The 26,766-nt window shown below is 33.2% G+C and carries 25 protein-coding genes and 4 pseudogenes; 24 read left to right on the top strand and 5 right to left on the bottom strand.

What is annotated here, in order from left to right:
- Window positions 1-93: 93 nt before the first annotated feature.
- Entirely contained in the window at window positions 94-1,053 is a 960-nt protein-coding gene (locus GFJ36_RS17970) for a helix-turn-helix transcriptional regulator (protein ID WP_098230492.1), read from the bottom strand.
- A gap of 110 nt (window positions 1,054-1,163) precedes the next feature.
- Here GFJ36_RS17970 and GFJ36_RS17965 point away from each other — a divergent pair, with 110 nt between their 5' ends.
- Together GFJ36_RS17965 and GFJ36_RS17960 are read left to right on the top strand one after the other, a co-directional pair.
- Window positions 1,164-1,643 carry a GyrI-like domain-containing protein gene (locus GFJ36_RS17965; RefSeq protein WP_087984101.1) on the top strand — a complete coding sequence of 160 codons (480 nt, stop codon included), beginning with the start codon at window positions 1,164-1,166 and terminating at the stop codon, window positions 1,641-1,643.
- Window positions 1,644-1,786: 143 nt separating this feature from the next.
- Window positions 1,787-2,044 carry a DUF3963 domain-containing protein gene (locus GFJ36_RS17960; protein ID WP_087984102.1) on the top strand — a complete coding sequence of 86 codons (258 nt, stop codon included), beginning with the start codon at window positions 1,787-1,789 and terminating at the stop codon, window positions 2,042-2,044.
- 284 nt (window positions 2,045-2,328) lie between these two features.
- On the opposite strand, the gene GFJ36_RS17955 is transcribed toward GFJ36_RS17960, so the two are convergent.
- Window positions 2,329-2,919 (bottom strand): TetR/AcrR family transcriptional regulator, encoded by a 591-nt coding sequence (locus GFJ36_RS17955; protein ID WP_157349693.1) that lies wholly within the window; start codon window positions 2,917-2,919, stop codon window positions 2,329-2,331.
- A gap of 672 nt (window positions 2,920-3,591) precedes the next feature.
- Here GFJ36_RS17955 and GFJ36_RS17950 point away from each other — a divergent pair.
- The 7 genes and pseudogenes from GFJ36_RS17950 to GFJ36_RS17920 all read left to right on the top strand — a co-directional run bounded on the left by GFJ36_RS17950 (window position 3,592) and on the right by GFJ36_RS17920 (window position 11,635).
- Window positions 3,592-4,245 carry a CPBP family intramembrane glutamic endopeptidase gene (locus GFJ36_RS17950; RefSeq protein WP_157349692.1) on the top strand — a complete coding sequence of 218 codons (654 nt, stop codon included), beginning with the start codon at window positions 3,592-3,594 and terminating at the stop codon, window positions 4,243-4,245.
- A 121-nt stretch (window positions 4,246-4,366) separates the two neighbouring features.
- Window positions 4,367-4,489: pseudogene (locus tag GFJ36_RS17945) on the top strand (glycosyl transferase family 2); the annotation flags it as partial.
- Window positions 4,490-5,022: 533 nt separating this feature from the next.
- The gene (gene sigI / locus GFJ36_RS17940) at window positions 5,023-5,745 is read left to right on the top strand and encodes an RNA polymerase sigma factor SigI (protein WP_087984105.1); all 723 of its coding nucleotides are present in this window, start codon (window positions 5,023-5,025) and stop codon (window positions 5,743-5,745) included.
- Window positions 5,735-6,807, top strand: a pseudogene (locus GFJ36_RS17935) (anti-sigma factor domain-containing protein); the annotation flags it as partial. The gene sigI and the pseudogene GFJ36_RS17935, both read left to right, overlap by 11 nt.
- Window positions 6,808-7,030: 223 nt before the next feature.
- On the top strand, window positions 7,031-10,378 hold the full coding sequence (locus tag GFJ36_RS17930; RefSeq protein ID WP_098082276.1) for a trifunctional glycoside hydrolase family 18/polysaccharide deacetylase/glycosyltransferase family 2 protein: 3,348 nt from the start codon (window positions 7,031-7,033) through the stop codon (window positions 10,376-10,378).
- A gap of 247 nt (window positions 10,379-10,625) precedes the next feature.
- Entirely contained in the window at window positions 10,626-10,892 is a 267-nt protein-coding gene (locus GFJ36_RS17925) for an ArsR/SmtB family transcription factor (protein ID WP_087984108.1), read from the top strand.
- Between the two features lie 362 nt (window positions 10,893-11,254).
- Window positions 11,255-11,635, top strand: coding sequence for a hypothetical protein (locus GFJ36_RS17920; RefSeq protein WP_087984109.1), 381 nt, complete (start codon window positions 11,255-11,257; stop codon window positions 11,633-11,635).
- Between the two features lie 230 nt (window positions 11,636-11,865).
- Here GFJ36_RS17920 and GFJ36_RS17915 read toward each other — a convergent pair whose 3' ends face one another.
- Both GFJ36_RS17915 and GFJ36_RS17910 read right to left on the bottom strand, forming a co-directional pair.
- Complete coding sequence (locus GFJ36_RS17915) at window positions 11,866-13,326, bottom strand: FAD-dependent oxidoreductase (protein ID WP_098082277.1); 1,461 nt, start codon at window positions 13,324-13,326, stop codon at window positions 11,866-11,868.
- A 1,129-nt stretch (window positions 13,327-14,455) separates the two neighbouring features.
- Window positions 14,456-14,779, bottom strand: coding sequence for a winged helix-turn-helix transcriptional regulator (locus GFJ36_RS17910; protein WP_073515730.1), 324 nt, complete (start codon window positions 14,777-14,779; stop codon window positions 14,456-14,458).
- A gap of 124 nt (window positions 14,780-14,903) precedes the next feature.
- Between GFJ36_RS17910 and GFJ36_RS17905 the strand changes: the two genes are divergently transcribed.
- The 6 genes and pseudogenes from GFJ36_RS17905 (at window position 14,904) to GFJ36_RS17880 (ending at window position 20,155) form a co-directional block, all read left to right on the top strand.
- Window positions 14,904-15,437 carry an NAD(P)H-dependent oxidoreductase gene (locus tag GFJ36_RS17905; protein WP_137035964.1) on the top strand — a complete coding sequence of 178 codons (534 nt, stop codon included), beginning with the start codon at window positions 14,904-14,906 and terminating at the stop codon, window positions 15,435-15,437.
- 132 nt (window positions 15,438-15,569) lie between these two features.
- Complete coding sequence (locus GFJ36_RS17900; RefSeq protein WP_097889813.1) at window positions 15,570-17,069, top strand: class I adenylate-forming enzyme family protein; 1,500 nt, start codon at window positions 15,570-15,572, stop codon at window positions 17,067-17,069.
- A 144-nt stretch (window positions 17,070-17,213) separates the two neighbouring features.
- On the top strand, window positions 17,214-17,777 hold the full coding sequence (locus GFJ36_RS17895; RefSeq protein WP_087984112.1) for a GNAT family N-acetyltransferase: 564 nt from the start codon (window positions 17,214-17,216) through the stop codon (window positions 17,775-17,777).
- A complete protein-coding gene (locus tag GFJ36_RS17890; protein WP_087984113.1) occupies window positions 17,774-18,478 on the top strand; it encodes an SDR family NAD(P)-dependent oxidoreductase in 705 nt (234 codons plus the stop codon). The genes GFJ36_RS17895 and GFJ36_RS17890 overlap by 4 nt, the downstream gene beginning before the upstream one ends.
- A pseudogene (locus GFJ36_RS17885) lies at window positions 18,475-19,244 on the top strand (GNAT family N-acetyltransferase). Before GFJ36_RS17890 ends, GFJ36_RS17885 begins: the two are co-directional and overlap by 4 nt.
- 11 nt (window positions 19,245-19,255) lie before the next feature.
- Window positions 19,256-20,155 carry a PhzF family phenazine biosynthesis isomerase gene (locus tag GFJ36_RS17880; RefSeq protein WP_087984115.1) on the top strand — a complete coding sequence of 300 codons (900 nt, stop codon included), beginning with the start codon at window positions 19,256-19,258 and terminating at the stop codon, window positions 20,153-20,155.
- A 33-nt stretch (window positions 20,156-20,188) separates the two neighbouring features.
- Here GFJ36_RS17880 and GFJ36_RS17875 read toward each other — a convergent pair whose 3' ends face one another.
- A complete protein-coding gene (locus GFJ36_RS17875; protein WP_000801641.1) occupies window positions 20,189-20,398 on the bottom strand; it encodes a hypothetical protein in 210 nt (69 codons plus the stop codon).
- A gap of 175 nt (window positions 20,399-20,573) precedes the next feature.
- Between GFJ36_RS17875 and GFJ36_RS17870 the strand changes: the two genes are divergently transcribed.
- The 9 genes and pseudogenes from GFJ36_RS17870 to GFJ36_RS29800 form a co-directional block, all read left to right on the top strand.
- On the top strand, window positions 20,574-21,413 hold the full coding sequence (locus tag GFJ36_RS17870; RefSeq protein WP_087984116.1) for a phosphotransferase family protein: 840 nt from the start codon (window positions 20,574-20,576) through the stop codon (window positions 21,411-21,413).
- Between the two features lie 27 nt (window positions 21,414-21,440).
- Complete coding sequence (locus GFJ36_RS17865; protein ID WP_087984117.1) at window positions 21,441-22,001, top strand: DUF7010 family protein; 561 nt, start codon at window positions 21,441-21,443, stop codon at window positions 21,999-22,001.
- Between the two features lie 25 nt (window positions 22,002-22,026).
- On the top strand, window positions 22,027-22,851 hold the full coding sequence (locus GFJ36_RS17860) for an MBL fold metallo-hydrolase (protein WP_087984118.1): 825 nt from the start codon (window positions 22,027-22,029) through the stop codon (window positions 22,849-22,851).
- Window positions 22,852-22,868: 17 nt separating this feature from the next.
- Entirely contained in the window at window positions 22,869-23,435 is a 567-nt protein-coding gene (locus tag GFJ36_RS17855) for an SGNH/GDSL hydrolase family protein (RefSeq protein ID WP_087984119.1), read from the top strand.
- A 357-nt stretch (window positions 23,436-23,792) separates the two neighbouring features.
- Window positions 23,793-24,188, top strand: coding sequence for a transcriptional regulator SpxA (gene spxA / locus GFJ36_RS17850; protein ID WP_000236196.1), 396 nt, complete (start codon window positions 23,793-23,795; stop codon window positions 24,186-24,188).
- Window positions 24,189-24,218: 30 nt separating this feature from the next.
- Entirely contained in the window at window positions 24,219-24,353 is a 135-nt protein-coding gene (locus GFJ36_RS17845) for a BA3454 family stress response protein (protein ID WP_000573513.1), read from the top strand.
- A gap of 194 nt (window positions 24,354-24,547) precedes the next feature.
- Window positions 24,548-24,961, top strand: a complete 414-nt coding sequence (saiR, locus tag GFJ36_RS17840; protein WP_001083471.1) for an Rrf2-family transcriptional regulator SaiR — start codon at window positions 24,548-24,550, stop codon at window positions 24,959-24,961.
- 124 nt (window positions 24,962-25,085) lie between these two features.
- The gene (locus tag GFJ36_RS17835) at window positions 25,086-25,421 is read left to right on the top strand and encodes an IDEAL domain-containing protein (RefSeq protein WP_000987459.1); all 336 of its coding nucleotides are present in this window, start codon (window positions 25,086-25,088) and stop codon (window positions 25,419-25,421) included.
- Window positions 25,422-26,577: 1,156 nt separating this feature from the next.
- Window positions 26,578-26,766: pseudogene (locus GFJ36_RS29800) on the top strand (septum formation initiator); the annotation flags it as partial.

Raw genomic sequence — 26,766 nt, 5'->3', positions numbered from 1 at the left:
GATAGCAAATACAATGTTTTCCCTAGGAACTTAAAAATATGGACAACTGGTAACGAATTAAATTCAATATTTTCAGGTGCAACCGATCGCTGCTTATGGTGAATATAAACATAACCTCACTTGGAAATCGTTTAATACTTCTTCAGGCATTTCCTTGATTGTAATATCTTTCCCTAAGAAAAGTAGCCAATTTGTCATCTCTGTCAATTCATCGGAATTGTGAACATCGATAAATGTTTTTAAAATAGCTGTAGATTGGTAAGGATTTGTATAAGATATAGAAACTTTGAAAGGATGGTATTTTTTGTACTGGGCAATCGCTTTTGGACCAAGTTCAAGTACAAGGTTAATTGCTTCGTCCTTCTTACTGAGTTTTTCTAAAATCTTTTTCTTATTTAACCTCTTTTTCGTTGTGTACGGTTCGATATTGATGAGGTCATCGACAGGAAACATCATCTTCTTTTCTTCTTTTAAGTCAAATCCTTCAATAATCCAATGACTTTTTTCTTGATAAAGGTGTAATAGGTAAATTGGATAAGACTTGATTTTTTCTTCTTTGACAGTAATCAATAAATGTCTATCCAATAGAAGGATTTGAATGAGTTTTTCTAACATCGGATGGGGGAGGTCAGAAAGCTCAAGTAGATCGGGATTATGGGGGTTAGTCCCTTCAAAAAGTAAGAGTTGATTTAAAAGAACAAGGTCATCTTGTTGAGTTTCAGAAATGAGTCCTAGTAGTTTTTCGGCTAAAGATTGGCGACTCTTTAGATAGGGAAGTTGTTGATTTCTTGTAGCCATAAAGGCAATAAAAAGAGCTTTGACTTCATTATCAGTAAAGCGAACAACGGGCAGGATAGAGTTATGCATAACAAAATATCCACCAGTTCTTCCAACTTCAGCGACAAGTGGCATGCCCATAGTTTCAATTTCTCTTATGTCTCTAATAGCTGTCGATCGTGATATGTTAAATTCTCGTATGATTTCAGTAATTGTAAAGTGGGAGCGATTATTGATATACCGCATAATTGTATTAATCCGTTCAACTTTTTTCATTGGAGTCTCCTAAACAGTATCATTTTTTGACATGATTTAAAGATATTATAAACTTATCAAATGAAAAGATAAATCATTTGATTCAATTTAAAAGAAGGAAGGTTTTGAATATGAAAAATTATACGATTGAAGAAAAAAATAGCTTTATTGTGTTAGGTATTGGAACTGAAATTGAGAGTGACTATACAGACTTTGCTGGAATAAATAAAGAAAAGGAAGACTTTTGGTCAGCTGTTAAACAAGATGGAAGATTGGACGCTTTAAAAGCTTTAGCTACAAACGAATACATTTTTTCTGTGAGTGAAGCGGTGAATAACAAGATGATGTATTATGCTGGTGTTATGACAGAGGCACAAATAGAAGAAGAATCTAGAGTGATACAGTTTCCGAAGGGAGAATACTTAGTAGTGAAAGGGGAAGATAAAACGGCCGAAGAGCTAAGCAATAAGCTGACTGGTATCGCCTTCGGTCAAGCTTTACGAGAAGCAACAGATTTTGCTTATGTTGGTGGGCCAAATACAACAGTTGAGATGGGGCAGAGAGATGGCTTAGTATGTGGTGAAATGTGGATTCCAGTTGTTAGGAAGTAAAGTGATAAAAGGTACGAATATGGAAAGTAGAGGCTAACAATATTGCATTGTTAGCCCTTTTGATATGAATATAATATTCATATGCTGCTACACATTATGTTTTGGTAAAATGGAATAAAAGGAAATTAATGTAAGGTGGTGATTTGAATAAAAAAAGGATATTTGAGCTGTTCATAGTAACGTTGGTTTTTCTATTCCTTCATGTAAGTACATTTACTAATGAAAAATTTAACGGTAAATTTGGATCCTTTACTTTCATTGTGCTACTTCTTATGCTTTCTATTTACACTGCATTTATAGAAAAGTATTTTGATGATATACAAAAGTGGATTCGAAATATCACATTTTGTTTTGCTTTGTTAGTAGTTGCTGTAGTAGCTCTATGGATAGAATATTTTTAGAACCTTACTTCAGGGACAGTTCATTTAGTGCCCAATATTTTGTCTATCTATAGGAAAAGGGAACTAGGTAATTCTTTAAACGGAGAAACCAAAGTGGATATTCTTTTAAATAAAAAGGAGAGGTATGTGAAAAGGAGATTGGTAGTATGCATAATATACAGCATCCCAAAAGCTACATTTGCTAAAAACTAATCCCCCTCTTATAAGCAGTAAATACTTTTTATGAGAGGGGTTTATTCAGTTTAAGTCTATAAAAATTGAATGAAAGCAATGCAAGTTCTCACTTATTTAGAATAAGAGAAAAGATGATGTTTTATTTGTTCTATAAAATACTGATGGTGTACATTATCGTTAGATACTCGACTTGCCATAATAGCGCCCTCCATTGAAGATGCAAGAAAAGAAGCGAGCGATATAATGTCTATATCTTCTTTAAGCTCTTGTTTCTCTATTCCTTCTTTTATGAGAGAAGCCATTAACATTACTGTATCATCATAACCTTTTGCTGCTGCTGTTTGTAATTCTGGGAATACTCCAGTACTTTCAATTGCGCTATTAAGCAATGGACAGCCTCCAGCAATAGGAGGATTATTAGCTGCATCTTGATATACAAGGAAAATTGCAAGGATTTTATCGATTGCTGTCTTTTTATTTTCCATTGCTTTATGAAAATGACTCCACATAATCTCACCACTTTTGTCGTAGGCAGCAAGGACAATTTCTTCTTTATTTTTGAATCTACGATAAATAGATCCTTTAGGTAGTTCAGTAGCTGTCATTATATCCTGGATGGATGTGCGAGTTATCCCATTAGTATTAAATAAATATAAAGATGTTTCAATAATTTTTTCCTTTACCGTATCAACTTTAGTCATGCTTTGTAGTCCTCCTAATAAAACCGAGCTTAATATTCCAGGTAATGTTTATCCTCTATTTTTTTGTAAGTATAAATAAGTGTGAAGCAAAAATATAGTATCAATTCCTATCTTACGGAAACCTCAAATAGTACAGTTTGAACAGAGGTTAATCAAATTGTATTATTTATAATTTTTAAATGAATTTTCTGTCAAAAATAACATGATCAATTGTTTAATTTATTCATGTTAGAAAACTAATTTTACCTAAAATCGTAGAAGATGTAAAAATATATAGTTAATTTGAGTGCATAGACATATGAGTATTATATATAATCTTCATCAATATGTTTAGCTAAAGTGTTTGAACTACTCCCACTTTTACTTCTTATATAATAATATCTCTCGCAGTTCTTGTGGATAAAAGCCTGATCACTTCATTCTATAAAAGAAATAATTAATGAGTACTGGAATGTGATTGTAAATAAGAAACCGAGTTATAAATATATTTGCTTTTTTCTATTTTGTTAATCATTTGTAAAAAGGGTTTAAAAAACTAGAAACTTATAGTATCATTATATTCCGGACCGGACCGTTCGGTCTGTTAACTTGTATGAATATATTTTGGAAGGAGAACTTTATGCAGAAAGAAAAATCAAAGATTGTAGGTAATTTAATTAGGAGGATAATAAAATGAACTTTATAAAAATGAATAAAAAAGAACTTATTATGTTAGTAATCTTTACACTGTTTGTACCATTTCAAATTGGCTTGTTCATATTATTTGGCATATCACTTTTAACTAATGTCAATTTAGTTGAATCAGAATTTCTTCTTAGTGCCATCGGTTTTACTGTATCTGCTATTATAGGAATAATTTTCTTTAGGAAAGAAATCATTCAAAGTTTTACTTATTTTAAAGAGAAAACAATTTTGAAAATAGTGAGTATTCCTATGGTGGTTTTACTTATGATGATTATTGAAAATTCTATTATGCATTTTCTAGCAACTGGTCAGCCAGAGAATCAAGAACAGCTCCTTGAAAGGGGTGGGGAGGTACCTCTTATATTTACATTGCTTGTATTTGGTATTCTGGGTCCAATACTTGAAGAAATTGTGTTTCGTTATATTTTAATAAATCGCTTTTCACATTATATTGGTACTGCTATTGCATCTATCATTTCGATTCTAATCTTTACATTCCTTCATACGAACCAGCTTTCGGATTATGCCATTTATTTACCAGGCGCGGTGATACTTACTATTGCTTATCTAATTTCTAAAAGATCCCTTGCATATGTCATAGCGATACATATGTTAAACAATTGCCTTAGTTTCATATTGTAAGAAGTTAGCCTTGCATCTGTTACAGAGTTAAAAAACTAGAAACGGATATTGATAACTCATTAGATAGTCAACTAATGAGTTATGTAATTCCTTTTGTACGTCGAAAAAACGCACTTCGTGAAGAAAATTTGATATATATGGAGACTGGGACTTACTTAAAAATCCAAAAGTAATATTAGCTTATCTAAAAGGAGATAATCAAAAATATGCAGATAAGACATATTATGGTAATCAAGAAAGGTAACAATAGAGAAAATCGGTAGGAAATAGTGAGAACAGTAGATATTCTTACATATAATGAAAGTCCAACTTAATTTAATAGATATTATAAGAAAACCATTGATTAGCCTTTTTTCAAATCAATGGTTTTTATTTTTTTATAAAAATATTTTTTGACCCCCATAAAACTTTGTATTCCTCCGAATATGTATAGAGAAGAAAAATGATTATGAGAGAATATTGAAGTGTTAATAAAATTGCTAGATTAATTGAGGAAGCCGAAAGAAAAGGCTGAAATTACCAGAAATATAGAGAAGAGTTATTTAAAGATTGCAGATAAAATAGAAAAAGGGCAAGCAAAAAATATAAGAAATGAAAATGCAGATTTAACTTTTATATAAACAGAACAGAATAATCATTAAGAAAACGATGAGGAAAGTCGTTTTTGAAAAATATGAGCAAGAAGACAAGCTCAAAGAAAAGTACTAACAAAATGTGGTTGAATGATCACTTGTTTAGTGACCATTTTGCTATGTGAAGGAGGCTGGGAGATTACAAGTGTTGAGTTTAGTAATGAAGATCTTAAGAAAACCAAAAATAGAAGATATCGTATATAACATACAAAATAACGAGGAAGATAAAGAAGCTTTTATCGTGCAGTATCAGCCGTTTATTAGAAAATCAATCTCGTCTGTCTGCCGCCGATATATTACAGAACAGGATGATGAATATAGTATTGGATTGTTTGCATTTAATGAAGCAATAGAAAAGTATTCATATAAAAAGGGGAAATCTTTTCTAGCGTTTGCTGATCTTCTTATAAAAAGAGATGTAATTGACTATATACGCAAGGAGTCAAAGCATAACCTTGTCTTTTTAAAAGAAGATGAGCAAGAGGAAATGTTAGAAATGCAAGTATCACTTACGGAGTATATGAAAGAGATGGAAAATAGTAACCGTAAGGAGGAAATTCTTCATTTTCAAACTGTGTTAGCTGAGTTTAAAATCACATTTTCAGAGCTTGCTAAAGAATCTCCTAAGCATCGTGATACGCGTGAACACTTAATAGAGATTGTGAAGATTATTATAAAAGAAGAGGAAATGATGGAAGAGCTGTTCCGAAAGAAAAAATTACCGCTTAAACATATTGAACCGCGTGTTAGGGTAAGTCGTAAAACGTTGGAGCGACATAGAAAATACATTATTGCAATGTGTATTATCTTTGCAAACAACTATACATATATTCTTGATTACATAAGAGGGGGGAAGAATGATGAATAAAGGAATTGTAATGGATATAAAAAAACATAACGTAGTTGTATTAACTCCAAATGGAGAGTTTATTACGTTTAAAAGAAAAGCGCACTCTTACATGGTTGGGGAGGAAATCTCGTTTGATGAAGAAGAACAAAGGTCACCGCGTTTTACAATGCCTCCTTTTTTAAAGCCTGCATCAATACTTGTTACTTGTTGTCTATGTGTGTTTCTGTTTTTCTACAACCAACCGGAAGAAAAAGCTTTTGCTTATGTTTCAGTTGATATAAATCCAAGTTTAGAGGCGAGCGTAACGAAGGATCTTCGTGTTATAGATTTGCGAGCTTGTAATGATGATGGAAGGCGTATTTTAAAAGAAATGAAGCAATGGGAAAATAAACATGTGCAAGACGTAATACGTACTATTATAAAGCTGAGTCAAGAAGATAAGTACTTAACGAATGATAAGGAAGTTATGTTAACAGCTGTTGCAAAGGACAAGTTGCTTGAACCACAGTTGGAAAAGGCTATGCAGGAATTAAAGAAAGAGTATGCGATAAAACATGTTACAGTCGTATATCAAACCAGTACGATGCAAGTACGCGAGAATGCCAAGAAAGCAGGAATTGGGACAGGGGTTTATATAAAGCAAGAGAATGAGAAGAATAAACCGCTTACGCCTCCTGCCACGCCGTCTAATCCGGTGGAAAACGAAGAAGAAGTGCAATCACAGCCGGAGTCATCTCCTTATGTATCACCAGATTTGTCTTCTGTAAAAGACAAAAAATATGAGAAGCCAGAACATCAAGAACAAAAGAAAACAGAGGAACAGCCATCTAGGCAAATAAAAGAAAATAATGGACAACAGCAAGGAAATAACGGAAGAGGATCTCAGCAAGAAAATAGAGGATCCCAACAAGGAAATAATGAGAATGAGCAAGGTAACAATGGAAGAGGATCCCAACAGGGGAATAATGAAATGAGCAAGGTAACAATGGAAGAGGATCCCAGAAAGAGAATGTTGGAAACGGGCAAGGGAACAATGGTAGGGGGTCTCAACAAGAGAATAGAGGGCACCAGCAAGGGAATGAAAAGAAGAATTAATAGAAATATGGAAGTGGGAGATTCATTTTAAAGCGAAAAGGAGTTATCTCGCTATTGCGGGCAGTAAAACTCCCATCTCAAAATTTGGCTGGGGCAAAGAAGTTAGGTGGGAGTTGGGCTGCTTATAAATGCCCAATTGGTGAGGGCTAATTAAAGTTGCACTTTATTATTCTATAGTTCTATTAAGAAGGAGTATGTGAGGAATATAATGGAGAAAAACATTCAACAAGAGAAAGATAAATCAAAACCTATTTTTTATGATCCGAAAGGAAGGAGAAACATAGCTTTTATCTCGTTTCTATGTATCTCAATAGTTAGCGTAAGTATTGTATTTTATTTTTTCTTTCAAAGTATTTTTACAACACCAGAAATTCCAAATATGAATCCTACTGTAAAACAAGATACGAAACTTGTACCAATTAATCAAAAGCTTAGTGACGAGCAGTTAAAGAAGGAAGAAGTCAAACCAAGTACCGAAATGAAGGATAATAAAAATTTGGTAAATCCGACGAACGATAGTAAACAACCTAAAGAAGTGTATGGTTTTTATGTAAATTGGGATGAAAATAGTACAGCGTCTTTAAAAGAAAATATTGATTCATTAACGACGTTAGTACCAGAATGGTATCATTTAAAAGAAGATTTAACGATTAGAAGTGAGATAAAACCAGAGATTGTAAAACTAGCGCAAAAAAATCGTGTGAAAATTATGCCGTTACTTACTAACTATACAGAAAAAGCTTCTGGACCTGATAGTGAGCTTATTCATAAGTTATTGAATTCGCCGAATGATGTGAAGACGAAATTTATTAATGATTTAGTAAAACAAGTTGAAAAGAATCAGTTTTCAGGTATTAATATTGACTTTGAGGCCGTACCTGAAAGTGATAGAGAAAACTTAACAAATTTTATGAAAGAACTTACTACGGTCTTTCATAAACATGATTTGCTCGTTACACAAGATGTTCCAGCTAATGATAAGGCTTTTGATTATGGTGCATTAGCAAAAATAATAGATCGAATGATTGTAATGATGTACGATGAGCATTATGGAGCGGGGGAACCAGGCCCAATTGCTTCAAATAAATGGTTCCAACATACGTTAAAAGAACTGAATATTCCGTCTAATAAACTTGTAGTTGCTTTCGGTAACTATGGATATGATTGGGAAGTAAATAGTAAAAAACCTGCGAAGTCTTTAACTTTTTCAGAAGTTATGGCAATGGCTCATGATTCCAATATGAAAATTCAATGGGATAACATGAGTGGAAATCCTTATTTTAGATATAAAACAGGAGAGAAAGATCATACTGCTTGGTTCTTAGATAGTGTTACTCTCTATAATCAAGTGAAAATCGCAATGGAAAACAATGCTAAAGGGTTTGCATTATGGAGATTAGGAGCAGAAGACCCTACAATATGGAAAGTTTTAAAAAATCCGATTGGGGTACAAAAAAATCCTGATGCATTACATAAAATTACTAGTTTAGATGAAGTGAATTATGCTGGACAAGGTGAAATTTTACAGATTGAGAATGAAAGACAAAATGGGTTGAGAGATTTTAAAATAGGAAAAGATGGTTATCTTACAGATGAAGTATATAGATCATTACCATCTACATACGAAGTGCAACGATATGGAAAACCGAATGGGAAACAAGTAGTATTAACATTTGATGATGGGCCAGACCCGAAATATACACCGGAAATTTTAGATATATTAAAAGAGAATAAAATAAACGCTGCTTTTTTTGTACTTGGTGAAAACGCGCAACTAAATCCTAATATTGTGAAAAGAATATACGATGAAGGGCATGAAATTGGCAATCATACTTTCAAGCATCCTAACGTCGCTGATACGTCTTTACTACGAACAAAAGTAGAACTTAATACGACGCAACGTTTAATTCAGGAAATAACTGGACATTCTACGGTTTTATTTAGACCGCCATATGAAGCCGATGCTAACCCAGATTCATCAAATGAAATATTGCCTATTTTGCGTGCACAAAATATGAACTATACAATGGTGGCGGAAAAAGTTGATCCTGAAGACTGGGCAACACCATCAACGAATGAATTAGTAAAGCGTGCTCTTACTCCCATTTATAAGGGAGAGGGAAATATTATTCTTCTCCATGATGCGGGAGGGAATCGTGCCCATACGGTAGAAGCGCTTCCCATTATTATTAAAGAACTTAAAAAAAATGGATATAGTTTTGTAACAATTTCAGATTTAATGAATAAAGAACGAGATGAAATTATGCCTCCTGTTTCTTCTGAAGGAAAGCAATATTTACTTTACAATAAAGCTGTCTTTTCAGGAGCGGGATACTTTAAACATATATTAACAATTATTTTTTATATTGCTATTGGATTAGGTATTTTCCGATTCTTGTTCTTAATTTATTTTGCATGGAAGCAGAAAAGAAAAACGCTATCTCGCTCTATTAATTCGTCCTATCAACCTTTTGTTAGTGTTGTCATAGCGGCATATAATGAAGAAAAGGTTATACCTAAGACGATTCGCTCAATTTTGGATAGTCATTATAAAGAATTTGAAGTTATAGTTGTGGATGACGGATCGAAAGATGATACGTCAAAAGTAATGCAAGAAACATTTAATAAACACCCTAAAGTACGTTTAATCCAGAAAGAAAACGGCGGGAAATCATCGGCAATGAACTTAGGGTTTCAACAATCTCGAGGAGAGATTATTGTCACTTTAGATGCGGATACTATTATTGCGCAAGACGCTATTTCTCTCATGATTAGACACTTTGAAAATCAGAATGTAGCGGCAGTTTCAGGTAATGTCAAAGTGGGAAATAGACGAAACTTGTTAACTACTTGGCAACATGTTGAGTATATTACCGGGTTTAATTTAGAACGTAGAGCTTTTGATGAGTTAAATTGTATTACAGTAGTTCCAGGAGCTATTGGGGCATGGCGTAAAAAAAATGTAGTTGAATCTGGATATTTAAGTGAGGATACGTTAGCAGAAGATACGGATCTTACTATTACATTTTTACGTCAAGGATATAAAATTGTATATGAAGAAAGCGCGTATGCTTATACGGAGTCACCTGAAGATGTGAAAAGTCTCATTAAACAACGATATCGTTGGTCATATGGTACACTCCAATGTCTTTGGAAACATCGAAAAGCAGTGTTTCATACAAAACATAAAACGTTAGGATTTATTGCATTGCCTAACATGTGGTTATTCCAATATGTTTTGCAATTCATTGCTCCTTTAGCAGATATATTAATGATTATGGGGCTATTTAGTAGCAATCCACTAAAAGTTTTAGGGTTTTATTTTGTATTCTTTTTAATGGATCTATTCGCATCTTTATTTGCATTTAAATTAGAAGAAGAGAATCCGAAACCACTAGCATGGTTAATTTTACAACGCTTTATTTATCGTCAATTTATGACTTATGTTGTCATTAAATCTATATTCTCATCAATTCGAGGAGTAGCGGTAGGGTGGAATAAATTAAAGAGAATGGGGAGTGTTAAACATTCCACGGAACATAAGGAGGCATCATAAGAGGGCAGTTTACCTGCTCTCTTTTTTCATTGGTTTTAGTAAGTAATATGTAATATGTAATATAAAGCCTTCGCTTCCATAACAAAATTCCTAATCATTACTGATAGTGAGACGTTATGTTAAGACACTCCTTGAATTTCGGAAAAAATTTTTTTGTTTTTTTTAAAATGACGGACACAAAATCTTATATCCTTTCGAATTATATATATGGATATCAATAATATTTATATAAAAGGGGAGAAAAAATATGAAAGAAATGTATGAAGAAATCACTGAAGTATTGAAAGTATTGGCACATCCTGTCCGTTTATCATTAGTAAAAATAATGCTTGCAAAAGGCCCAATTAACGTAACGACAATGTATGAAACGTTACAAATGCCTCAAAGTACAATTAGTCAACATTTATCTAAACTAAAAGCTACGAAAGTCGTTACAGGTACTCGGAAAGGGTTAGAAATTTATTATGAGGTAACGGACCATCGCACAAAATCAATATTAGCATGTTTAGTTTAAATACTGATTGTCTAGACATTAAGAAGAGGATGCTAAAGTAATTGTCTGACTACAATTTTTAAGATTTTATACAAAAGTAATATGTATAAGTGTATGTGATTTTCTTACTAACATAAGTTGTATGTAGACTGGTTATTAATTTGTTATACATCTTAGTTAGATTATTTTATTTATTTAATAATATTGTATGATCTTCACCTTGTTAAATTTAACAAGGTGAAGGATTATTTATGTACACATGAAATATTTTATAAAGAGTACGACTTTACTCCAAAGTTACATTTTTAGTTTTTTATCTATAGATCTAATACTAAAGGGAAAATAACTGAAATATAAATGTAATTGAAAGGAGTGGAGTAACAATGGAGGTAAGCCTTTTTTTAGGATTTTTTTGGGGGTGGATAACGGTTATCATCTCAGGAATACTTTTTGTGCGACCATCTATACTACGTGAACTGAAAAAGTTAGTGGTAGAAGACAGAGGATTTGGAATTATGTATGGCTTTCTATCAATTTTCCTCGGATTAGGTACAGTTATCCTACATAATGTTTGGACACTTAATTGGCAGGGACTCATTACACTTATTGCATGGCTCGCACTATTAAAAGGGATTTATGTAATTGCATATCCTGAACCATCCAAGAAAACCGATTTTGAAGTAAGAGTGCTATCTACTCGTATAGTGCTTGCTATCCTTTGTGCTTTATCTTTATGGATGCTTATCATACTTTATATGAAATAGAGACAAATATTTTTGATTATGAGAGTATGTAGGTGGGGAGTTTTGGATAGTCCTTTGGAACGGGATTTTATAGTTAACTGTAAATGTAGTATTTCTTTCCTTGTAGATATGTTTTTATAAATAGTGAGATGGATAAAACGAAGAGAGTCCTAAATAAATAGGATTCTTTTCGTTTTATAAAATTGAATTTATCTTGTATCACTAATACAATTGATAATCATTTTTATGGACTATTCGCAGTTATTTACCTTGTTATACTCAATGTCGGCTATGTGACCATCCGGTCGAATCAAAACGGTATCTATATTTTTAAATTTGGAATCTTGTATTTCTCCTATTATCACCTTTATGTGTGAATCAATATTTATTTTATTTATTTTATTTATCTTATCTATATAAGAAGGGTGTATTAATAAGATAAATTTACCATCCTGCATTAATTCAAAGAGTTTATAACTTTTCTTATTTAGAGAAGAAATAGTGAGATTTGTACATCTTTTTCCTATCAATGGATGCCTTTCTGTATCGTGCATCGACGAATACATTATCCCTAAGCCACTTACTCTTTCAGATAAATCGTGATTTATCTCGGGGTATGTAAGTAGGTGCGAAAATAAATCCCTTAATTCCATTCCTGCGTTTGAAAAGTTTATCATTAATTGTTCTTGCGCTTGTACTTCCTTGAAAAATTGTTTTCCTACAGCATGTCTTTCAATATGATAACTTTCTAATAGGCCTTCATATTTTTTTTGTTTTATTGCGAGCCCTAATTTCCAGCCTATATTAAAAGCATCTTGTAGACCTACATTCAAACCTTGTCCTCCAGCAGGGAAGTGAATATGTGCTGCATCCCCTGCTAAGAATACACGCTTATGTTGATAAGTATTTGCTAGTTTGGTTGCATTGCCAAAACGAGAAAGCCATATTGTGCTCTTAATTCGAAGATGTTCACCTGTAATACTATAAATACTATCTATAAACTCTTTTTCTGTAACAGCAACATGAACGGGTATTGTCTGATTCTTAGGATCAACAATTGCAAAACGAAATACATCAGGTGTAATAGGTACCATCATTAATATCCCATTTATATTAGAAGTGGATAAAAATGGAGTATCTGGTATATTTTCTAAAATAATATCACCTAATATAGCAGTAGTTGTTGTGTTTGTTCCATTAAACGGTATATTTGATAATTCACGAACTATACTTCTTGCTCCATCAGCTCCTATTACATATGGAACTTCTATTTTATATATTGTTTCTCTTTGTTCTATTTCTAGTTGTACAAATGTTTCATATTGTTTTAAGTCTTTCACAGTATGCCCGCGTTTAATGACTACACCTAATTCTAATGCACGTTCTTCTAATATTTCTTCTGTAATAGATTGGGGAATAAAAAGTGTATACGGAAAATCAGTATTTAAATTTTTAAAGTTTAATCTTGTATCTAAGGCAGCAAAATGACTTGTATTTAATTTCTTGCCTCTAGCTAAAAATCGATCTGCAATACCTCTCATAGCCATCAATTCTAAGGAGCGGGGGTGTAGTGTGAGTGCTCTAGAATTTCGTACCCGGTCTAATCTTCTCTCTAAAACAACAACTTTTACGCCTTGGATAGCTAATTCACATGCTGCCATAAGTCCAACTGGACCACCACCAACTATCGCTACATCATAATAATTGTCCATATCATGCCCTCCATTTATTTAATTGTTTAAGAGCTAATGTGAAAAATGTAAATAGATTTATAAATGCTATCTATTGTACATATATAATTATACTTGATTTTAGTTTCCTTGGAAACTAAAATCAAGTTTCTAGGAGAAGTCTACATAGTAAGTGTGTAGTTAAAGCTATATAGCGTGTCTGCAGCAGTAGCCATTGGGTAGCATTGATATGTAATGGCATTTGCATTAACGGCTACAGATTCTTCTACTTGTGCTATTTTTGGGTAAAAATGCTACTGCTGTAGTGCCATGTGGGAGTTATAAAGGTCTTTCCGCTATTCGTAGTTTTAATGAAGTAGTAGTGGTTGTAACTCGACTTCAAATAATTCGCTTTCTATTTCATTAAGTGCATACATTGATACAGGATGTGGAGAGGTATTAGATAAGACTTGTGATGAAAGAAGTTCTCCTGATGATGAGTAAAATGTAACAAACACTTGTGAAAATGGAGGGACCATAATGATTACACGGTCAGTTTTTTGTAACGTATTAACCAACTCCAAAATAATATAGTTTTATAAAAATTAAAAAACAATAGATAAATATAAAGATATTATTATGGGTACTTTTCCGATAATGAATTAAGAAAATTAATAAACTCTTTATTTTATTGTAAATAATTTAAGAGCACACAAATATGCGTGCTCTTAGAATAGAAAGGTAGTTTTCTATGAGTAGGGAGTCCCCATATAATAAAATATGCTTGTCCAATTTAAATGTGAGAAGTTTTTTATAAAAATGCTATTTGGTAAGTCTATGTGAAAAAACACCTTGTACAGGAACTCTTTGCAAAGTATTTTGTCTGCAGTCATGATTATTAAAGTTGATGAGAGCTGTTAATCCACTAATAAAACCACATCTTAAATTGTTGACTATATGTCTAACAACTAGGATGCGGTTCAATTAATAAAAAGTATAGGATATTTTTGTTATAAAGAGTATTTATAGATGAATGTTATTGGTTTTTACTTCTTAAAGATTTGGCGTTCTAAATTACGAGTTGTTGGAGTACCTCTAATATAAAATTTCAGTAGAAATATTGAACTACTAATATGAATGTAGAAGATTTAATAAAGACGGTAATGTTCTTTTAGTCATGTAATCTTTTCATTTGATGATCTTTTCCCCATTCACATAGTTCATCCATAATTTGCATTAAAGATTTCCCGTATTCGCTTATTGTGTACTCAACCTTTGGTGGTACTTCTTGATATACAGTACGATGGATAATCCCATCAGCTTCAAGTTGGCGAAGTTGTTGAGTTAGAACTTTTTGCGTAATGTTTGGGATTTCTCGTCGGATTTCATTTGTTCGCATTTTTCCATCCATCAAAACACATAAAATATGAACTTTCCATTTTCCGCCGATTACATCGAGCGTCGTTGCAATTGGGCAGTCTTCATTTTGATTCATATAACACCTCCACAGGTACTTTAAGGTTCCTATAGCACTTTAAAGTACGTACTTTTCAATTATATGTGACTCACTCATACTAATACGTAAAGGATTGAATAATTTAAAAAGGGGATGGAAGATGATGAGAACACTTGTAATTGTAGCACACCCTGATATTGAAAAATCAAAAATTAATAAAAGATGGATCGAAGAACTTGAGGAACATTCGGATGAAATAACGGTGCATGAATTATATAAAGCGGCACCGAATTGGGAGTTTAATATTGAGGAAGAGCAAAAGCTATTAGTAGAACATGACAGATATATATTTCAATTTCCGCTTTATTGGTACAGTTCACCACCATTATTAAAAAAATGGTTTGACGATGTATTAACATATGGATTTGCGTACGGATCAAAAGGAGATAAAGTGAAAGGGAAAGAATTTGGTCTAGCTATTTCTATAGGTGGATTAGAAAAAGACTATAAAAATAGCGGAATTACAATGGATGAGTTAACGAAACCATTTCAAGCTACGTGCTTATATACAGACATGAAATTTATACCTTCATTTTATTTATATGGTGCCGAATATAAATTAAGTGATGAAGAGATTAATAAAAGTGCACCGGAGTATGTGCGCTATGTGATGAATAAGGAGTATTCTAATATATAAGAGGAATAGCCATCTACTTGTTAAGTAGATGGCTATTTTTATTGATTTTATATTCACTAAGTGTAATCTTTAGTAAATTAATAGTTAATCTGGTAAAATAAAAAACCTAATATATATAAAGGGGAGTTTTACTTGAGAACGATGCAAAAATTATTACAAAAAAGAGCAATGCAATCACCAAATTTGGAAGCGCTTGTAGGGGGAGAGAAAAGGTATTCGTTTCAGCAGTATAATGAACGAGTAAATCAGCTTGCACACTATTTGTTACAAAGCGGTGTGCAAAGAGGAGATCGTATTGGAATACTATGCAAAAATAATCATCCGTTTCCAAGCGTTATGATGGCAAGTTTAAAAATTGGAGCTGTATGTATTCCGTTAAATCATCAGCTTACTGCTTATGAGTTAGAAACGATTGTAAAAGAAGCAAAATTAAAAGTGTTAGTTATTGATGAAGAATTTCATGAAGCTGTAAAGATTGATGCTGTTAAAGAAATTCCTTTTGTAATTAAAACGACAAAAGAAGGCTTTGGTTCATTTGAATTAATATTACAAGAACAGTCAATGACAGAACCGAACGTAGAAGTTCATGAAGATGATGATGCGATTTACTTATTTACTTCAGGAACGACTGGACAGGCAAAAGCATGTGTAATTGGACATAAAAACTTACATCATTATTTTTCTGAGATTGCGGGCCAAAGAGAATTTCCAGCAGGTGAACGCTTTTTATCCGTGCATCCATTATTTCATATGAGTGGAGTGCTTTCTATTTTAAATTGTATTTATCATGGTGTTACGATGATCTTTTTAGCTGATTCGAATCCTGCTCTTATTTGGGATAAGATTGAAGAAGAGAAAATTACTACGATGCTTGCATTCCCAGCTGTTTATAGCTACATGCTTGAGGAGCTAAATAAAAAAGAACGTAACATTTCAACTTTTAAAGTAGCACAAAGTGGTGGTACAAAAGTGCCAGAAACACTTATTCAAAAATATATGGAAAAAGGAATATATATGGTGCAAGGATATGGGAGTACAGAAGGTTGGGTTGTCACTTCATGGCATCCAATGATGGGAAAAGAAAAGATGTCTTCTGTAGGGAAAACTTTGAAACATGTAGAGTTAAAAATTGTTCATCCAGAAACAGGTGATGAACTAACAACAAATGAAGTTGGCGAGATTCATGTAAGAAGTCCATACATGTTTAAAGGGTATTGGAATAATGAAAAGGCGACAAAAAAGGTAGTAAAAGATAATTGGTTTAACATGGGCGATGCTGGCATGATAGATGATGATGGATTCCTGCATATTATGGGAAGATATAAAGACGTTATTATACGCGGTGGTGACAACGTATATCCAGATCAAGTAGAAGATGTTATTCATGAAATACATGGTGTTTTAGAAGTTGCAGTAGTTGGAGTTCCAGATGACTTTTGGGGAGAGATTCCGACAGCGTATATTGTAAAAGATATGCAAACGTCTTTAACGGAAGAAGAAATTATACGGCATTGTAAAGAGAAACTAGCAAGTTATAAAATACCAGACGTTGTATTTATGGACAAATTACCGAAAAATGCTTTAGGGAAAGTGTTGAAGAGGGAATTAAGAGAAGGTGTACTTGTAAAATAAAAAACGATTAGATGATGAGGAATCCAGTTATGTACAAAGCATAACTGGATTTTTGTTTGTAAAGAACATAATAATTTACTAGATTTTGTATTTCTTGTAAGATAATAAAGAATATTCAATCATTAATTAAAGGAAGAGATATAAATGAAGCTGCCGCTATTGCAAATAGAGACAGAGAGACTTATGATTCGTCCGTTCCAAAATGATGATTATGAAAGTTGGTTCGATGGATTTCATAAGAGGTTACCATCGCAGTATAAATATGACGATGGCTATCAAGTTATGGCATCATCGACGAAAGAATGGTTCACGGAATGGATTAGAGGGTTTGATGAAGCAGCACATCGAGATGAGATGTATGTATTAGGTATTTTTCGTAAAGAAGATGGGGCTAATATTGGGAAGCTAGAGCTTATAAAAATTTTACGTATGGACTATCAATGGGCGGTGATGGGGTATTCCATACATAATCAATACTGGAAAAATGGATATGGTATTGAAAGTGTGAAAGCTGCGTTATCGTTATTTTTTAATAGTCTTCATTTCCATAGAATTGAATTACATATACATGTTGATAATGAGCCATCCGTTCGTCTTGCGGAAAGAACAGGTTTTTCACTTGAATGCAAGAGAGAGGCGTTTTCTTTAGAGAATGGTAAATGGATGGACTTTCTTATTTATTTTAAAAATAAGGAGATGGATATATGAGAGTTCTAATTACAGGGGGAAATCGCGGGTTAGGGTTACAGTTAGTAAAAGTATTTCATGAAAATGGGCACATCGTTTATCCGTTAGTTAGAACTGAAGTTGCGGTAACGCAATTGAAGCAAATGTTTAGTTGTAGATGTTTTCCTATATTGGCAGACTTATCACTTGATGAGAGTACGGAGCAGATTAAGAATCAGCTCGAGGGATATACAGAGTATATGGATCTAGTTATAAATAACGCTGGAATTACTGGAAAGGAGACTGAGATTTTACATATAAATTCAGAAGAGTTAACGGACTTATTTAATATTCACTGCTTAGGCGTAATTCGAGCTGTAAAAGGTACATATGTGGCTTTAGCTAAATCGGATCAGCCGAGAATAATAAATGTGTCCTCTCGGTTAGGATCACTACATAAAATGGCGAACAAAGAGTTTCCGCAAGGACAGTTCTCATATTCCTATCGAATTGCTAAAGCTGCGCAAAATATGTTAACACTTTGTTTACAACAAGAGTTTGAGAATAAAGGAATTCGTGTAACGGCAATTCACCCAGGAAAATTAAAGACTGATATCGGTGCCTTTGATGCGAATATGACTCCGGCTGAAGGAGCGCAAAATATATATGATTGGGTAATTGATTCAAATGAGGATGTTTCAGGAAAGTTTATTGAGCCAGGGATAGGAGAATTAAAGTGGTGATATACGATCTTACAATCATTCAGAATCTATTTGGTCCCTCTAAAAAAGTATTAAATGGTTTACCAAATGCAGTAACGATTGAAGAGATAGAAGAAGATGCCTTTTATAACGTACAAACTTATAAAGAAAAGATAAGTAGATTTGAAGAAATTTGTTTTAACTGGGGGTTGAAAAGAGCGAGTATTGTATTAAATAAAAGGTTTAGTAGTTATAACTCAAGTGCGAGAGTGTTACTTGATGCGGATTTTTCTTTACATGCAGCAAAGATAGAAGTGTGTAGAGAGTTAGACGATATAGAGGCGCTTGAAAAACAATTTACATACCGTTCAATAGGAGAAACGTTATCGGCAAAAGATTTTAAATACATTTGGGAGCAATGTATGTTGAACTCAGGAAATCAAACTTCCATTTTAAATATTGATGAGCATTTTCATTCAGTGCAAACTTAGGTAAAGGCTGGGAGAAGTCATGCATTGTTTTTTATGATAAAAATGAGCCAATTGGTTTGTCCATACCGCATATAGAGACTGGAACAGAAAGTGAAGGACGATTATTTTACTTTGGGGTAATGCCTCATTATCGCGGGAAAGGAATCTCTTCGCAACTGCATCTTCAATCTTTACATATGTTAAAGGAAATGGGCGCTACTTATTACATCGGAAGCACACATACTTCAAATGAAAAGATGCAGAAGATATTTTGGAGAAATCATTGTTCGGTGAAAACAGAGATAGAGCTTTATTATAAAATTTTTAAAGAAAGTTAGGAGAAAAGAAAATGAAGAACATAAACGTATTTCATTATGACGCATTCACGAATAAACCGAATATGGGGAATCCAGCAGGTATTGTATTAGAGGCGGATGGATTAACGGAAGGAGAAATGCAGCGTATTGCTGAAAAAGTTGGGTTTAATGAAACATCCTTTGTTCTTTCTTCAAAAGAAGCAGATATAAAGATTCGCTATTTTACTCCCGGTCATGAAATGGATTTATGTGGTCATGCGACAGTAGGGACTATATATGCGCTTCATGAAAGGGGATTATTAGAAGGGAATCATAATTTAACAATTGAAACGAAGGCAGGGATTTTGCCGATACATATAGGTGCGAATGAAAGTGGAGAAACTTTTATTAAAATGAGACAAGCAACACCACAGTTTCAAGATTTTACAGGTTCTCAAGAGGCATTAGCACACAGTATTGGTCTTGAAGTAAATGATTTAGATGGAAAATTACCAATTGTATATGGAAGTACTGGTATTTGGACTGTAATTGTACCTGTTAAAAATCTAGAAGCATGTGAGAAAATGAAACCTAATAATAATGAATTTCCATTTGTGCTAAAAGAAATACCAAAGGCCTCTATTCATCCGCTTTGCACAGAAACATATAATGCAGAAGCACAAATGCACGGTCGTCATTTTTCATCACCTTACTCTGGAACAATAGAAGATCCAGTGACAGGAACAGCTTCAGGTGTAATGGGAGCGTACTATGCGACGTATTTGGAGAAAGATTTTGATCATGAAATGGAATTAGTCGTTGAACAAGGACAGGAAATGAATAAAGATGGTCGTGTAACGGTATATGTAACGAAAGATATAGAGAATGAAAAGTTACAAATAGATATTGCGGGAACAGCGGTGTATGTGAAAGAATTTAAAGTTTTGATATAAAAAAAGAAAGCCCGGAATACATCCGGACTTTCATTATCTGTTCAACACTTCAATATACGAAGCATCTCCAGTTGTTCTTAAAGCAGAGCGGAAATTGTTGTTTTCTAACGTTTTAGCGACTTGTTGTAACTGCTGTGCATCATCATGATGGATAAGTAAGCTGTCCGCACCGCTTTCTTCTATATGAATGTGCTCAATATTTCCAATAGCATCATGTACTGCTTTTAAAAATTCAGGTTTCATAGTGACCTCCTATATGTGTGTAACGTTGTTGTTATTATTTCCTTATTTTTGAAATTTAAAAGTAAATGAATTTTTGTTATATTAAGATTTTTGAAGGGGTTTCCTATTTGTTTGTCAAATAATAGTAAAGTTGTCTTTTAAGTTGAGGGAATCTTCGGAATTGAAGGGTGAGGGAATGGACATTTCAATAATTGCTGCACAACTAGTTAAAGAGAAAGTTATTTCACATGCTCCAAATAGCGTAAAAGCGTTGAACGGAGGAACGACAAGTACTGTATATTTGTTGGACGAAAAATATGTAGTAAAGCTGAATGAAGCGGAAGTAATACGTGAAGAAGCTCATTTTCTTTCTTTTTATGAGGGGAATACTTTATTTTCAAAGCTTTTGTATAAGGAACCTTTACATACATATTTCGTGTATTCTTTCCTGGAAGGTAATACTTCGTGTAAACAAGGATATAAACGAAGTACGCTTCGTACACTTGTAAAAGAAGTTATCAATAAGTATAAAATGGTTCCAGAGGCAGAAGGCTGGGGATGGAAAGAAAGTCCGGTTCAATCTTGGAATGAATTTTTAACTGCAAATGTGATGGAAGCTTATGAAAATGTAAGATGTTACATAAGTGAAGAAGAATATAGAACGGTTCTTAAACTAGCAAATAGGGAAGCCGGAGTAAATCACCCCTTTTTATTACATGGTGATTTCGGATTTCATAATTTTATATTCCGGCAGAATAAGTTACATGGAGTAATTGATCCGTTACCAGTCCTTGGAGATCCTTTATATGATTTAATTTATGCGTTCTGTTCAACTCCTGAAGATGTAACGAAAGAAGCAATTGATTTTGCGATGAAGCAATGTGTATTTCATAAAAAAGAACGAGATTTGTACGAGGAGATAGTCATAGGATTATATTTGCGTATAGATACATGTTTAAGACACCACCCGAAAGATTTAGAAGATTACTTAGTAGCTTGGCGTTATTGGATGGACGAAATTGAGCCGGCTTTATAGTACAAATAGTTTGGGGGAGATAGTGAAATGAACATTCTAGAAGCAAAAAGAGATTTAGCACAAAGAACGAAAAGAGGATTTCCAGTTATAATAGCTGGTATTTTATTTTGGATTGTAGCAAGTGTAACGGGTATTCTTCTTTCAGAAAAACAAGTTGTGTGGGTGTATTTAATTGGTATGGGTTGTGTATTTCCTTTTGGCTTAATGATAGCTGCTATATTGAAAATTGATATGTTTGCGAAAGGAAATCCGCTAGGAACTTTAGCTGGATTAGTTGGCGGGATAAATGTATTAAATATTCCGTTTGTATTACTTGCCTATTTTCAATTTCCAGAGTGGCTACCTTTTGTAGTAGCGATGTTAATAGGGGTTCATTTTGTACCGTACGTATGGATTTATGAAAGTAAAAGTTATGGTGTATTGTCAGTAGGGACTGTGCTCGTAACGTCAGTTTGCGGGATTCTTTTTGCAGACAATGGATTTACTGCCATTCCATTGGCAGTTACAGTTGTCTACTTACTGACTCTAATCGGTTTATTAATTGAAAATAAAAAAGTAGATCATTATCAACAAAAATCAGCTTCATAAAAATATAGGGATAGGGGGAATTATTATGAAAAATTTCGTTTGTACAACGTGCGGCGTACAGTATGCAGCGAGTGTGGAAGAACCGGTAAGTTGTGTTATTTGTGATGAGGAGAGACAATATGTGAATCCGAAAGGGCAGTCTTGGACGACTTTAGAAAACTTGCAATCGAGTGGTACATATAAAAATGAAATGATAGAAGAAGAAAATGGGCTTTATAGTATTACGACAAAACCGACATTTGCAATTGGTCAAACGGGATATGTAGTAAAAACGGAAGCGTATCGATTACTATGGGATTGTATTACTTATTTAGATGAAACGACAATTGAGAAGATAAAGGAGTGGGGCGGGTTAGATGCGATAGCACTATCTCATCCTCATTATTATTCAACGCAAGTAGAATGGGCAGAAACGTTTGATGTACCAATCTATATACATGAAGACGATAAAGAGTGGGTAGTACGCCCGAGTAGTCGTATTATTTATTGGTCTGGCGAGTCTTTACAATTAGCGGACGGAATTACTATTCATCGTCTCGGAGGACATTTTAGCGGCGGTTCTGTATTACATTGGGAAGAAGGAAATGGTGGGAAAGGTATTTTATTAACAGGTGATATTATTCAAGTCGTAGCGGATCAGCAGTGGGTGAGTTTCATGTACAGCTATCCAAACTTAATTCCATTACCAGCGAGAAAAGTGGAGGAAATGGCGAATCGAGTGAAGCCGTTACAGTTTAATCGTTTATATAATGCTTTTCACCGAGTAGTGAAAGAGAATGCCAATGAGGCAGTGGAACGTTCTGCTGAAAGATATATTAAGGCGGTAGAAGGAAAGTTATTTCATACGTAAAAGGAGATTTAGTTTTTATGAATACGTTAGTATGCTTTGGTGATAGTATTACAGCTGATGAAACGTTTTTTGATGAAACGCCGAGGTTAACACCGCGTTTGCGGGAGATGTTTCCAAATTGGAAGGTGGTAAATGCGGGGGTTCCGGGTGATAATACGTTCGATGCGTTACATAGGATTGAAGATGATGTACTATCACATAAACCAGACTTCGTAACAGTTTTTCTTGGTACGAATGATTCGGTATTATTTGATCAAGTACCATTGCAAGTATACAAAGACAATTTAGGGAAGATTGTAAGTATGATTTCGCCAGAAAAGATATTACTTATTAGTCCTGCGCCAGTTGATGAAGAACGCCAGCATAATAGAACAAATAAAGTACTTGGTCAGTATGCAGACGTAGTAGAGGAAGTGGCGAAGGAAACAGGAAGTTATTTTCTAAATTTATATGCTGAAATGATTCAAGAGCCTCATTATAAAAGATTAGTAGAAGATGATGAAAAAGACGGTTTACATTTTGGCCGACAAGGTTATGAATATGTAGCGGAGTTAATTGGTAAAAAGTTAAAAGGGATTTTGTAAGAAGCAAAGTGTACGCGCTTTGCTTTTTTTGTCCGCGTATTTCTTCCTACAATGCTGCTGTGTTCAATGCAGTAGCTTTTATTATGCTAAACATGTCGGGAAGAAATGAATAAAGTGGAATATAATTTATTTCGCTAATGGAATGCATCCAAGACTTAACAGTTGATTAATAGAACTGTAAAGTTTAAAATTACAGTATAGTTTTTAGAAGTGAGTTGCTATTGTTTGTAAAAAACAGATAAATTAAATATTGTCGAATAAAAAATATAACGTGTATTTCATTCTAAACTGTAATTTTTTTAATACATTTCAATAATCTATATAATAATTTAAAAAGTAAAGGAGTGTGTGTAAAATATGGTGATTTTATATACGACAGCAAGCTGTAGTTCGTGCCGAAAAGCAAAAGCATGGCTTGAAGAACATCAAATTGATTATACCGAAAAAAATATCGTATCAAATTCGCTTACAGTTGATGAACTTAAATCCATTCTTCGTTTAACTGAAGATGGTGCTACCGAAATTATTTCAACTAGATCTAAAACTTTTCAGGAATTAAATATAAATATTGAGGCGCTTTCGCTTAATGAGTTTTATAAATTAATAATTGAGTATCCTCAAATGTTACGTCGTCCAATTATGCTGGACGAAAAAAGATTACAGGTTGGTTTTAATGAGGAAGAAATTCGCAAATTTTTACCGCGTAGCGTTCGAACATTTTTGAATATTGAATTGCAAAAAATGGCTAATTAATAAGTAATATTTTGAAAGGAGGAAACAGAAGTGATTGAAGTATGTGTTACAGTTAATTATAAAGATAGAAACTATCACACAAATGTTATTGTGAGTAAAGATACGATTTGGACAAAAATTAAACAATTGGCAGAAGAACAAGTTAAGAAACAGTGGACTGTTTAAATTTATTTGCAACTTAAAAAGCTACATGAAGTTAGGAGATATAGGGGAGTTCTGATAGAATATAAAGGGATTTATTTTTTCATGCTAAGCATGATTCTTATATATTTTAACGTTTGACTAACCTATCTGTAATATTTATGGCTACAGTATGTTACTAAGCGAGAAATCATATTTTTTATCGTAGGAGGACAACAATGAACAGCGACTTTACCTTGGCCATTCACAGTTTAACTTATTTAGCTTTACAGCCAGATCGGATGTCAACAAGTAATGCTATTTCAGAAAGTGCAGGTGTTCATCCAGTACGCATTCGCAAAGTGCTAAGTTTGTTAAAAAAACATAAGTTTATACAATCAAAAGAGGGAACTGGTGGAGGTTTTATTTTTGCCCGTGATTTAAGTGAAATTAATCTTTGGAATATGTATCAAATAACCTCTGAAGGTGCATTGCAGCCGAAGTGTCCAGAATCAAATGATCAGTGTATTGTAGGTTCGAACATGCGGAAAGTTCTTTTTGCTATTTTCTTAGGTGCGGAAGAACATCTAGGTGAATATTTAAAGAATTATACAATGAAAGAAGTTGTTGACCTTATTAATCAAGAACGTTAAACGGCTTAATTATTATGTAGCCGTGAGTTCTTAAAAAACAACTGTAATAAAAAGGATTACAGTTAAAGTTAGTTTTTATATCTTTTTTATCGTTACAAAAAATATTTATAAGAAGGTGAAAAGTATGATGTCAAATAATAATCATGTTTTAAAAGTGGGAGATTGGGTTCGTGGAATATCAAATGAGGGTGAATTCATAGTTGGTTACATTGTATCACTTGATGAAGTGGAAGATGTAGTTACAGTTAGCATTGTGAAACGTGACGACAAGTACACAATGAACGAAGCGATTTTACTCTTTAGTAAACACGTTAACAAACTCCCTGAATCAAAAGTAATAAATAAGGAGCAAATCCTTTATCTTATAGACCTTGCATTATTAACAGGGGATGAAGAGTGGTTTATTGAGCTTTCTGCAAAATTAAACTTGATAAAAGAGCTAGTTAATGAGGGGTTTTAAAGATTACATTACTTGCTTTTAATAGGATGAATCGTGTAATAATCAATAATATCGTCTAAAAGTAAATGAACTAAAATCCATTCATTACAAACATAGAAATATCCCTGAAGAAGATTTGAAAAAACTAAAATTAAGATGACATTGAAGTAATTCGTTTGCCTACACCTAACAATGATAATGATGTAAATAAGCTGTCCATATATGGACAGCTTATTTTATTTTTTCGTTTAGCGAAGATTTTTGCGAAATGTTAGCGGTGCTCTTATTGTCATCAAGTTAAAATATGTATTTTCCTAAAAATGTATATGAATGCAATATTGATAATATATAACCTAAAAATTGGTTTATGCATTTAAAAAGAAATTTCTTTTTAACCACGTTAATTATTTATTAGAATATCTTTTTAAAATCAAAATAAAATTTTTAGATAAAGAAGAATATAAAAAATTTTAAAATGAGTATCTTGAATAAACAATATTTTACTGTGTTTTTTGCTGATTAATTCCGTTATAAGCGATAGGAACAAGGGTTGCATGCTAACTGTAAATTATTATCCATGTAAAATTATATCTATTGAATATTTCTGAAAATATAAAAATATTAATTTTATAAATATACACGTTATAATGAGGGCGTCGAGAGAAATTTTATGATCTCTGGAGAAAATATAAAAAATGCGATTAATAGAAAGAAAGGCGTGTGATTAGAGGCGAAATGTATGTAAAGTGCTTCAGTGGCTTGTGTAATCAATACCATAAATGCTGCCGAAGTTATGAAAGTGATGTATAGAATTGAGAAAGAAATGCCTCATAAATGAAGAGAGGCCGGTTTATCTAAAATTACTGTTACAAGTAAGTAAGAGAAACCATTAAAGTAACACACTGTTATTAGAAATGTTGTAACGTATTTATGAAGTCTATTCAATATTGTTCTCTTAAGCGGTCTTTATATAAAGAGCGGATAGTACGAGTAAACTTTTTTGTGAACGCTAACATTTATGTTAGGACGCTAACTAGCGAATGTTTCAATTTGGATTCATTATGATGAAGGACATACAATGTGGGGCAACTTGTAAGGAATTTATTTTCCGAAAAAAGGGAATGTTCGTTAGCTATAAAGAGATACGCAAGAATAGGATACAAGGGGGAGTTATTATATGAACGGGAATACTGCAAAGAAAATAGAAGTTCAAGCTGAAAATATCGCACTAGAAAATGAGCAATATGCAGATCCGAAAAAGTGGCATAAGCAGGATACTACATGGGCATTGAGCCTATTTGGAACTGCAATTGGAGCAGGGGTGCTCTTTTTACCGATTAATGCAGGTTCAGGTGGTTTATTATCA

The organism is Bacillus sp. EE-W1 (assembly GCF_009760835.1).
Taxonomy (GTDB): domain Bacteria; phylum Bacillota; class Bacilli; order Bacillales; family Bacillaceae_G; genus Bacillus_A; species Bacillus_A wiedmannii.
This window is presented reverse-complemented; position numbering and strand designations above follow the sequence as displayed.

Bases quoted from the DNA above. Each gene is read 5' to 3' on its own strand.
- GFJ36_RS17920 (WP_087984109.1), top strand. From the start codon at position 11,255: ATGGAGGTAAGCCTTTTTTTAGGATTTTTTTGGGGGTGGATAACGGTT.
- GFJ36_RS17905 (WP_137035964.1), top strand. From the start codon at position 14,904: ATGAGAACACTTGTAATTGTAGCACACCCTGATATTGAAAAATCAAAA.
- GFJ36_RS17915 (WP_098082277.1), bottom strand. From the start codon at position 13,326: ATGGACAATTATTATGATGTAGCGATAGTTGGTGGTGGTCCAGTTGGA.
- GFJ36_RS17835 (WP_000987459.1), top strand. From the start codon at position 25,086: ATGATGTCAAATAATAATCATGTTTTAAAAGTGGGAGATTGGGTTCGT.
- spxA (WP_000236196.1), top strand. From the start codon at position 23,793: ATGGTGATTTTATATACGACAGCAAGCTGTAGTTCGTGCCGAAAAGCA.
- GFJ36_RS17865 (WP_087984117.1), top strand. From the start codon at position 21,441: ATGAACATTCTAGAAGCAAAAAGAGATTTAGCACAAAGAACGAAAAGA.
- GFJ36_RS17880 (WP_087984115.1), top strand. From the start codon at position 19,256: ATGAAGAACATAAACGTATTTCATTATGACGCATTCACGAATAAACCG.
- GFJ36_RS17965 (WP_087984101.1), top strand. From the start codon at position 1,164: ATGAAAAATTATACGATTGAAGAAAAAAATAGCTTTATTGTGTTAGGT.
- GFJ36_RS17890 (WP_087984113.1), top strand. From the start codon at position 17,774: ATGAGAGTTCTAATTACAGGGGGAAATCGCGGGTTAGGGTTACAGTTA.
- GFJ36_RS17860 (WP_087984118.1), top strand. From the start codon at position 22,027: ATGAAAAATTTCGTTTGTACAACGTGCGGCGTACAGTATGCAGCGAGT.
- saiR (WP_001083471.1), top strand. From the start codon at position 24,548: ATGAACAGCGACTTTACCTTGGCCATTCACAGTTTAACTTATTTAGCT.
- GFJ36_RS17955 (WP_157349693.1), bottom strand. From the start codon at position 2,919: ATGACTAAAGTTGATACGGTAAAGGAAAAAATTATTGAAACATCTTTA.
- GFJ36_RS17970 (WP_098230492.1), bottom strand. From the start codon at position 1,053: ATGAAAAAAGTTGAACGGATTAATACAATTATGCGGTATATCAATAAT.
- GFJ36_RS17875 (WP_000801641.1), bottom strand. From the start codon at position 20,398: ATGAAACCTGAATTTTTAAAAGCAGTACATGATGCTATTGGAAATATT.
- GFJ36_RS17870 (WP_087984116.1), top strand. From the start codon at position 20,574: ATGGACATTTCAATAATTGCTGCACAACTAGTTAAAGAGAAAGTTATT.
- GFJ36_RS17910 (WP_073515730.1), bottom strand. From the start codon at position 14,779: ATGAATCAAAATGAAGACTGCCCAATTGCAACGACGCTCGATGTAATC.
- GFJ36_RS17895 (WP_087984112.1), top strand. From the start codon at position 17,214: ATGAAGCTGCCGCTATTGCAAATAGAGACAGAGAGACTTATGATTCGT.
- GFJ36_RS17950 (WP_157349692.1), top strand. From the start codon at position 3,592: ATGAACTTTATAAAAATGAATAAAAAAGAACTTATTATGTTAGTAATC.
- GFJ36_RS17855 (WP_087984119.1), top strand. From the start codon at position 22,869: ATGAATACGTTAGTATGCTTTGGTGATAGTATTACAGCTGATGAAACG.
- GFJ36_RS17925 (WP_087984108.1), top strand. From the start codon at position 10,626: ATGAAAGAAATGTATGAAGAAATCACTGAAGTATTGAAAGTATTGGCA.
- GFJ36_RS17930 (WP_098082276.1), top strand. From the start codon at position 7,031: ATGGAGAAAAACATTCAACAAGAGAAAGATAAATCAAAACCTATTTTT.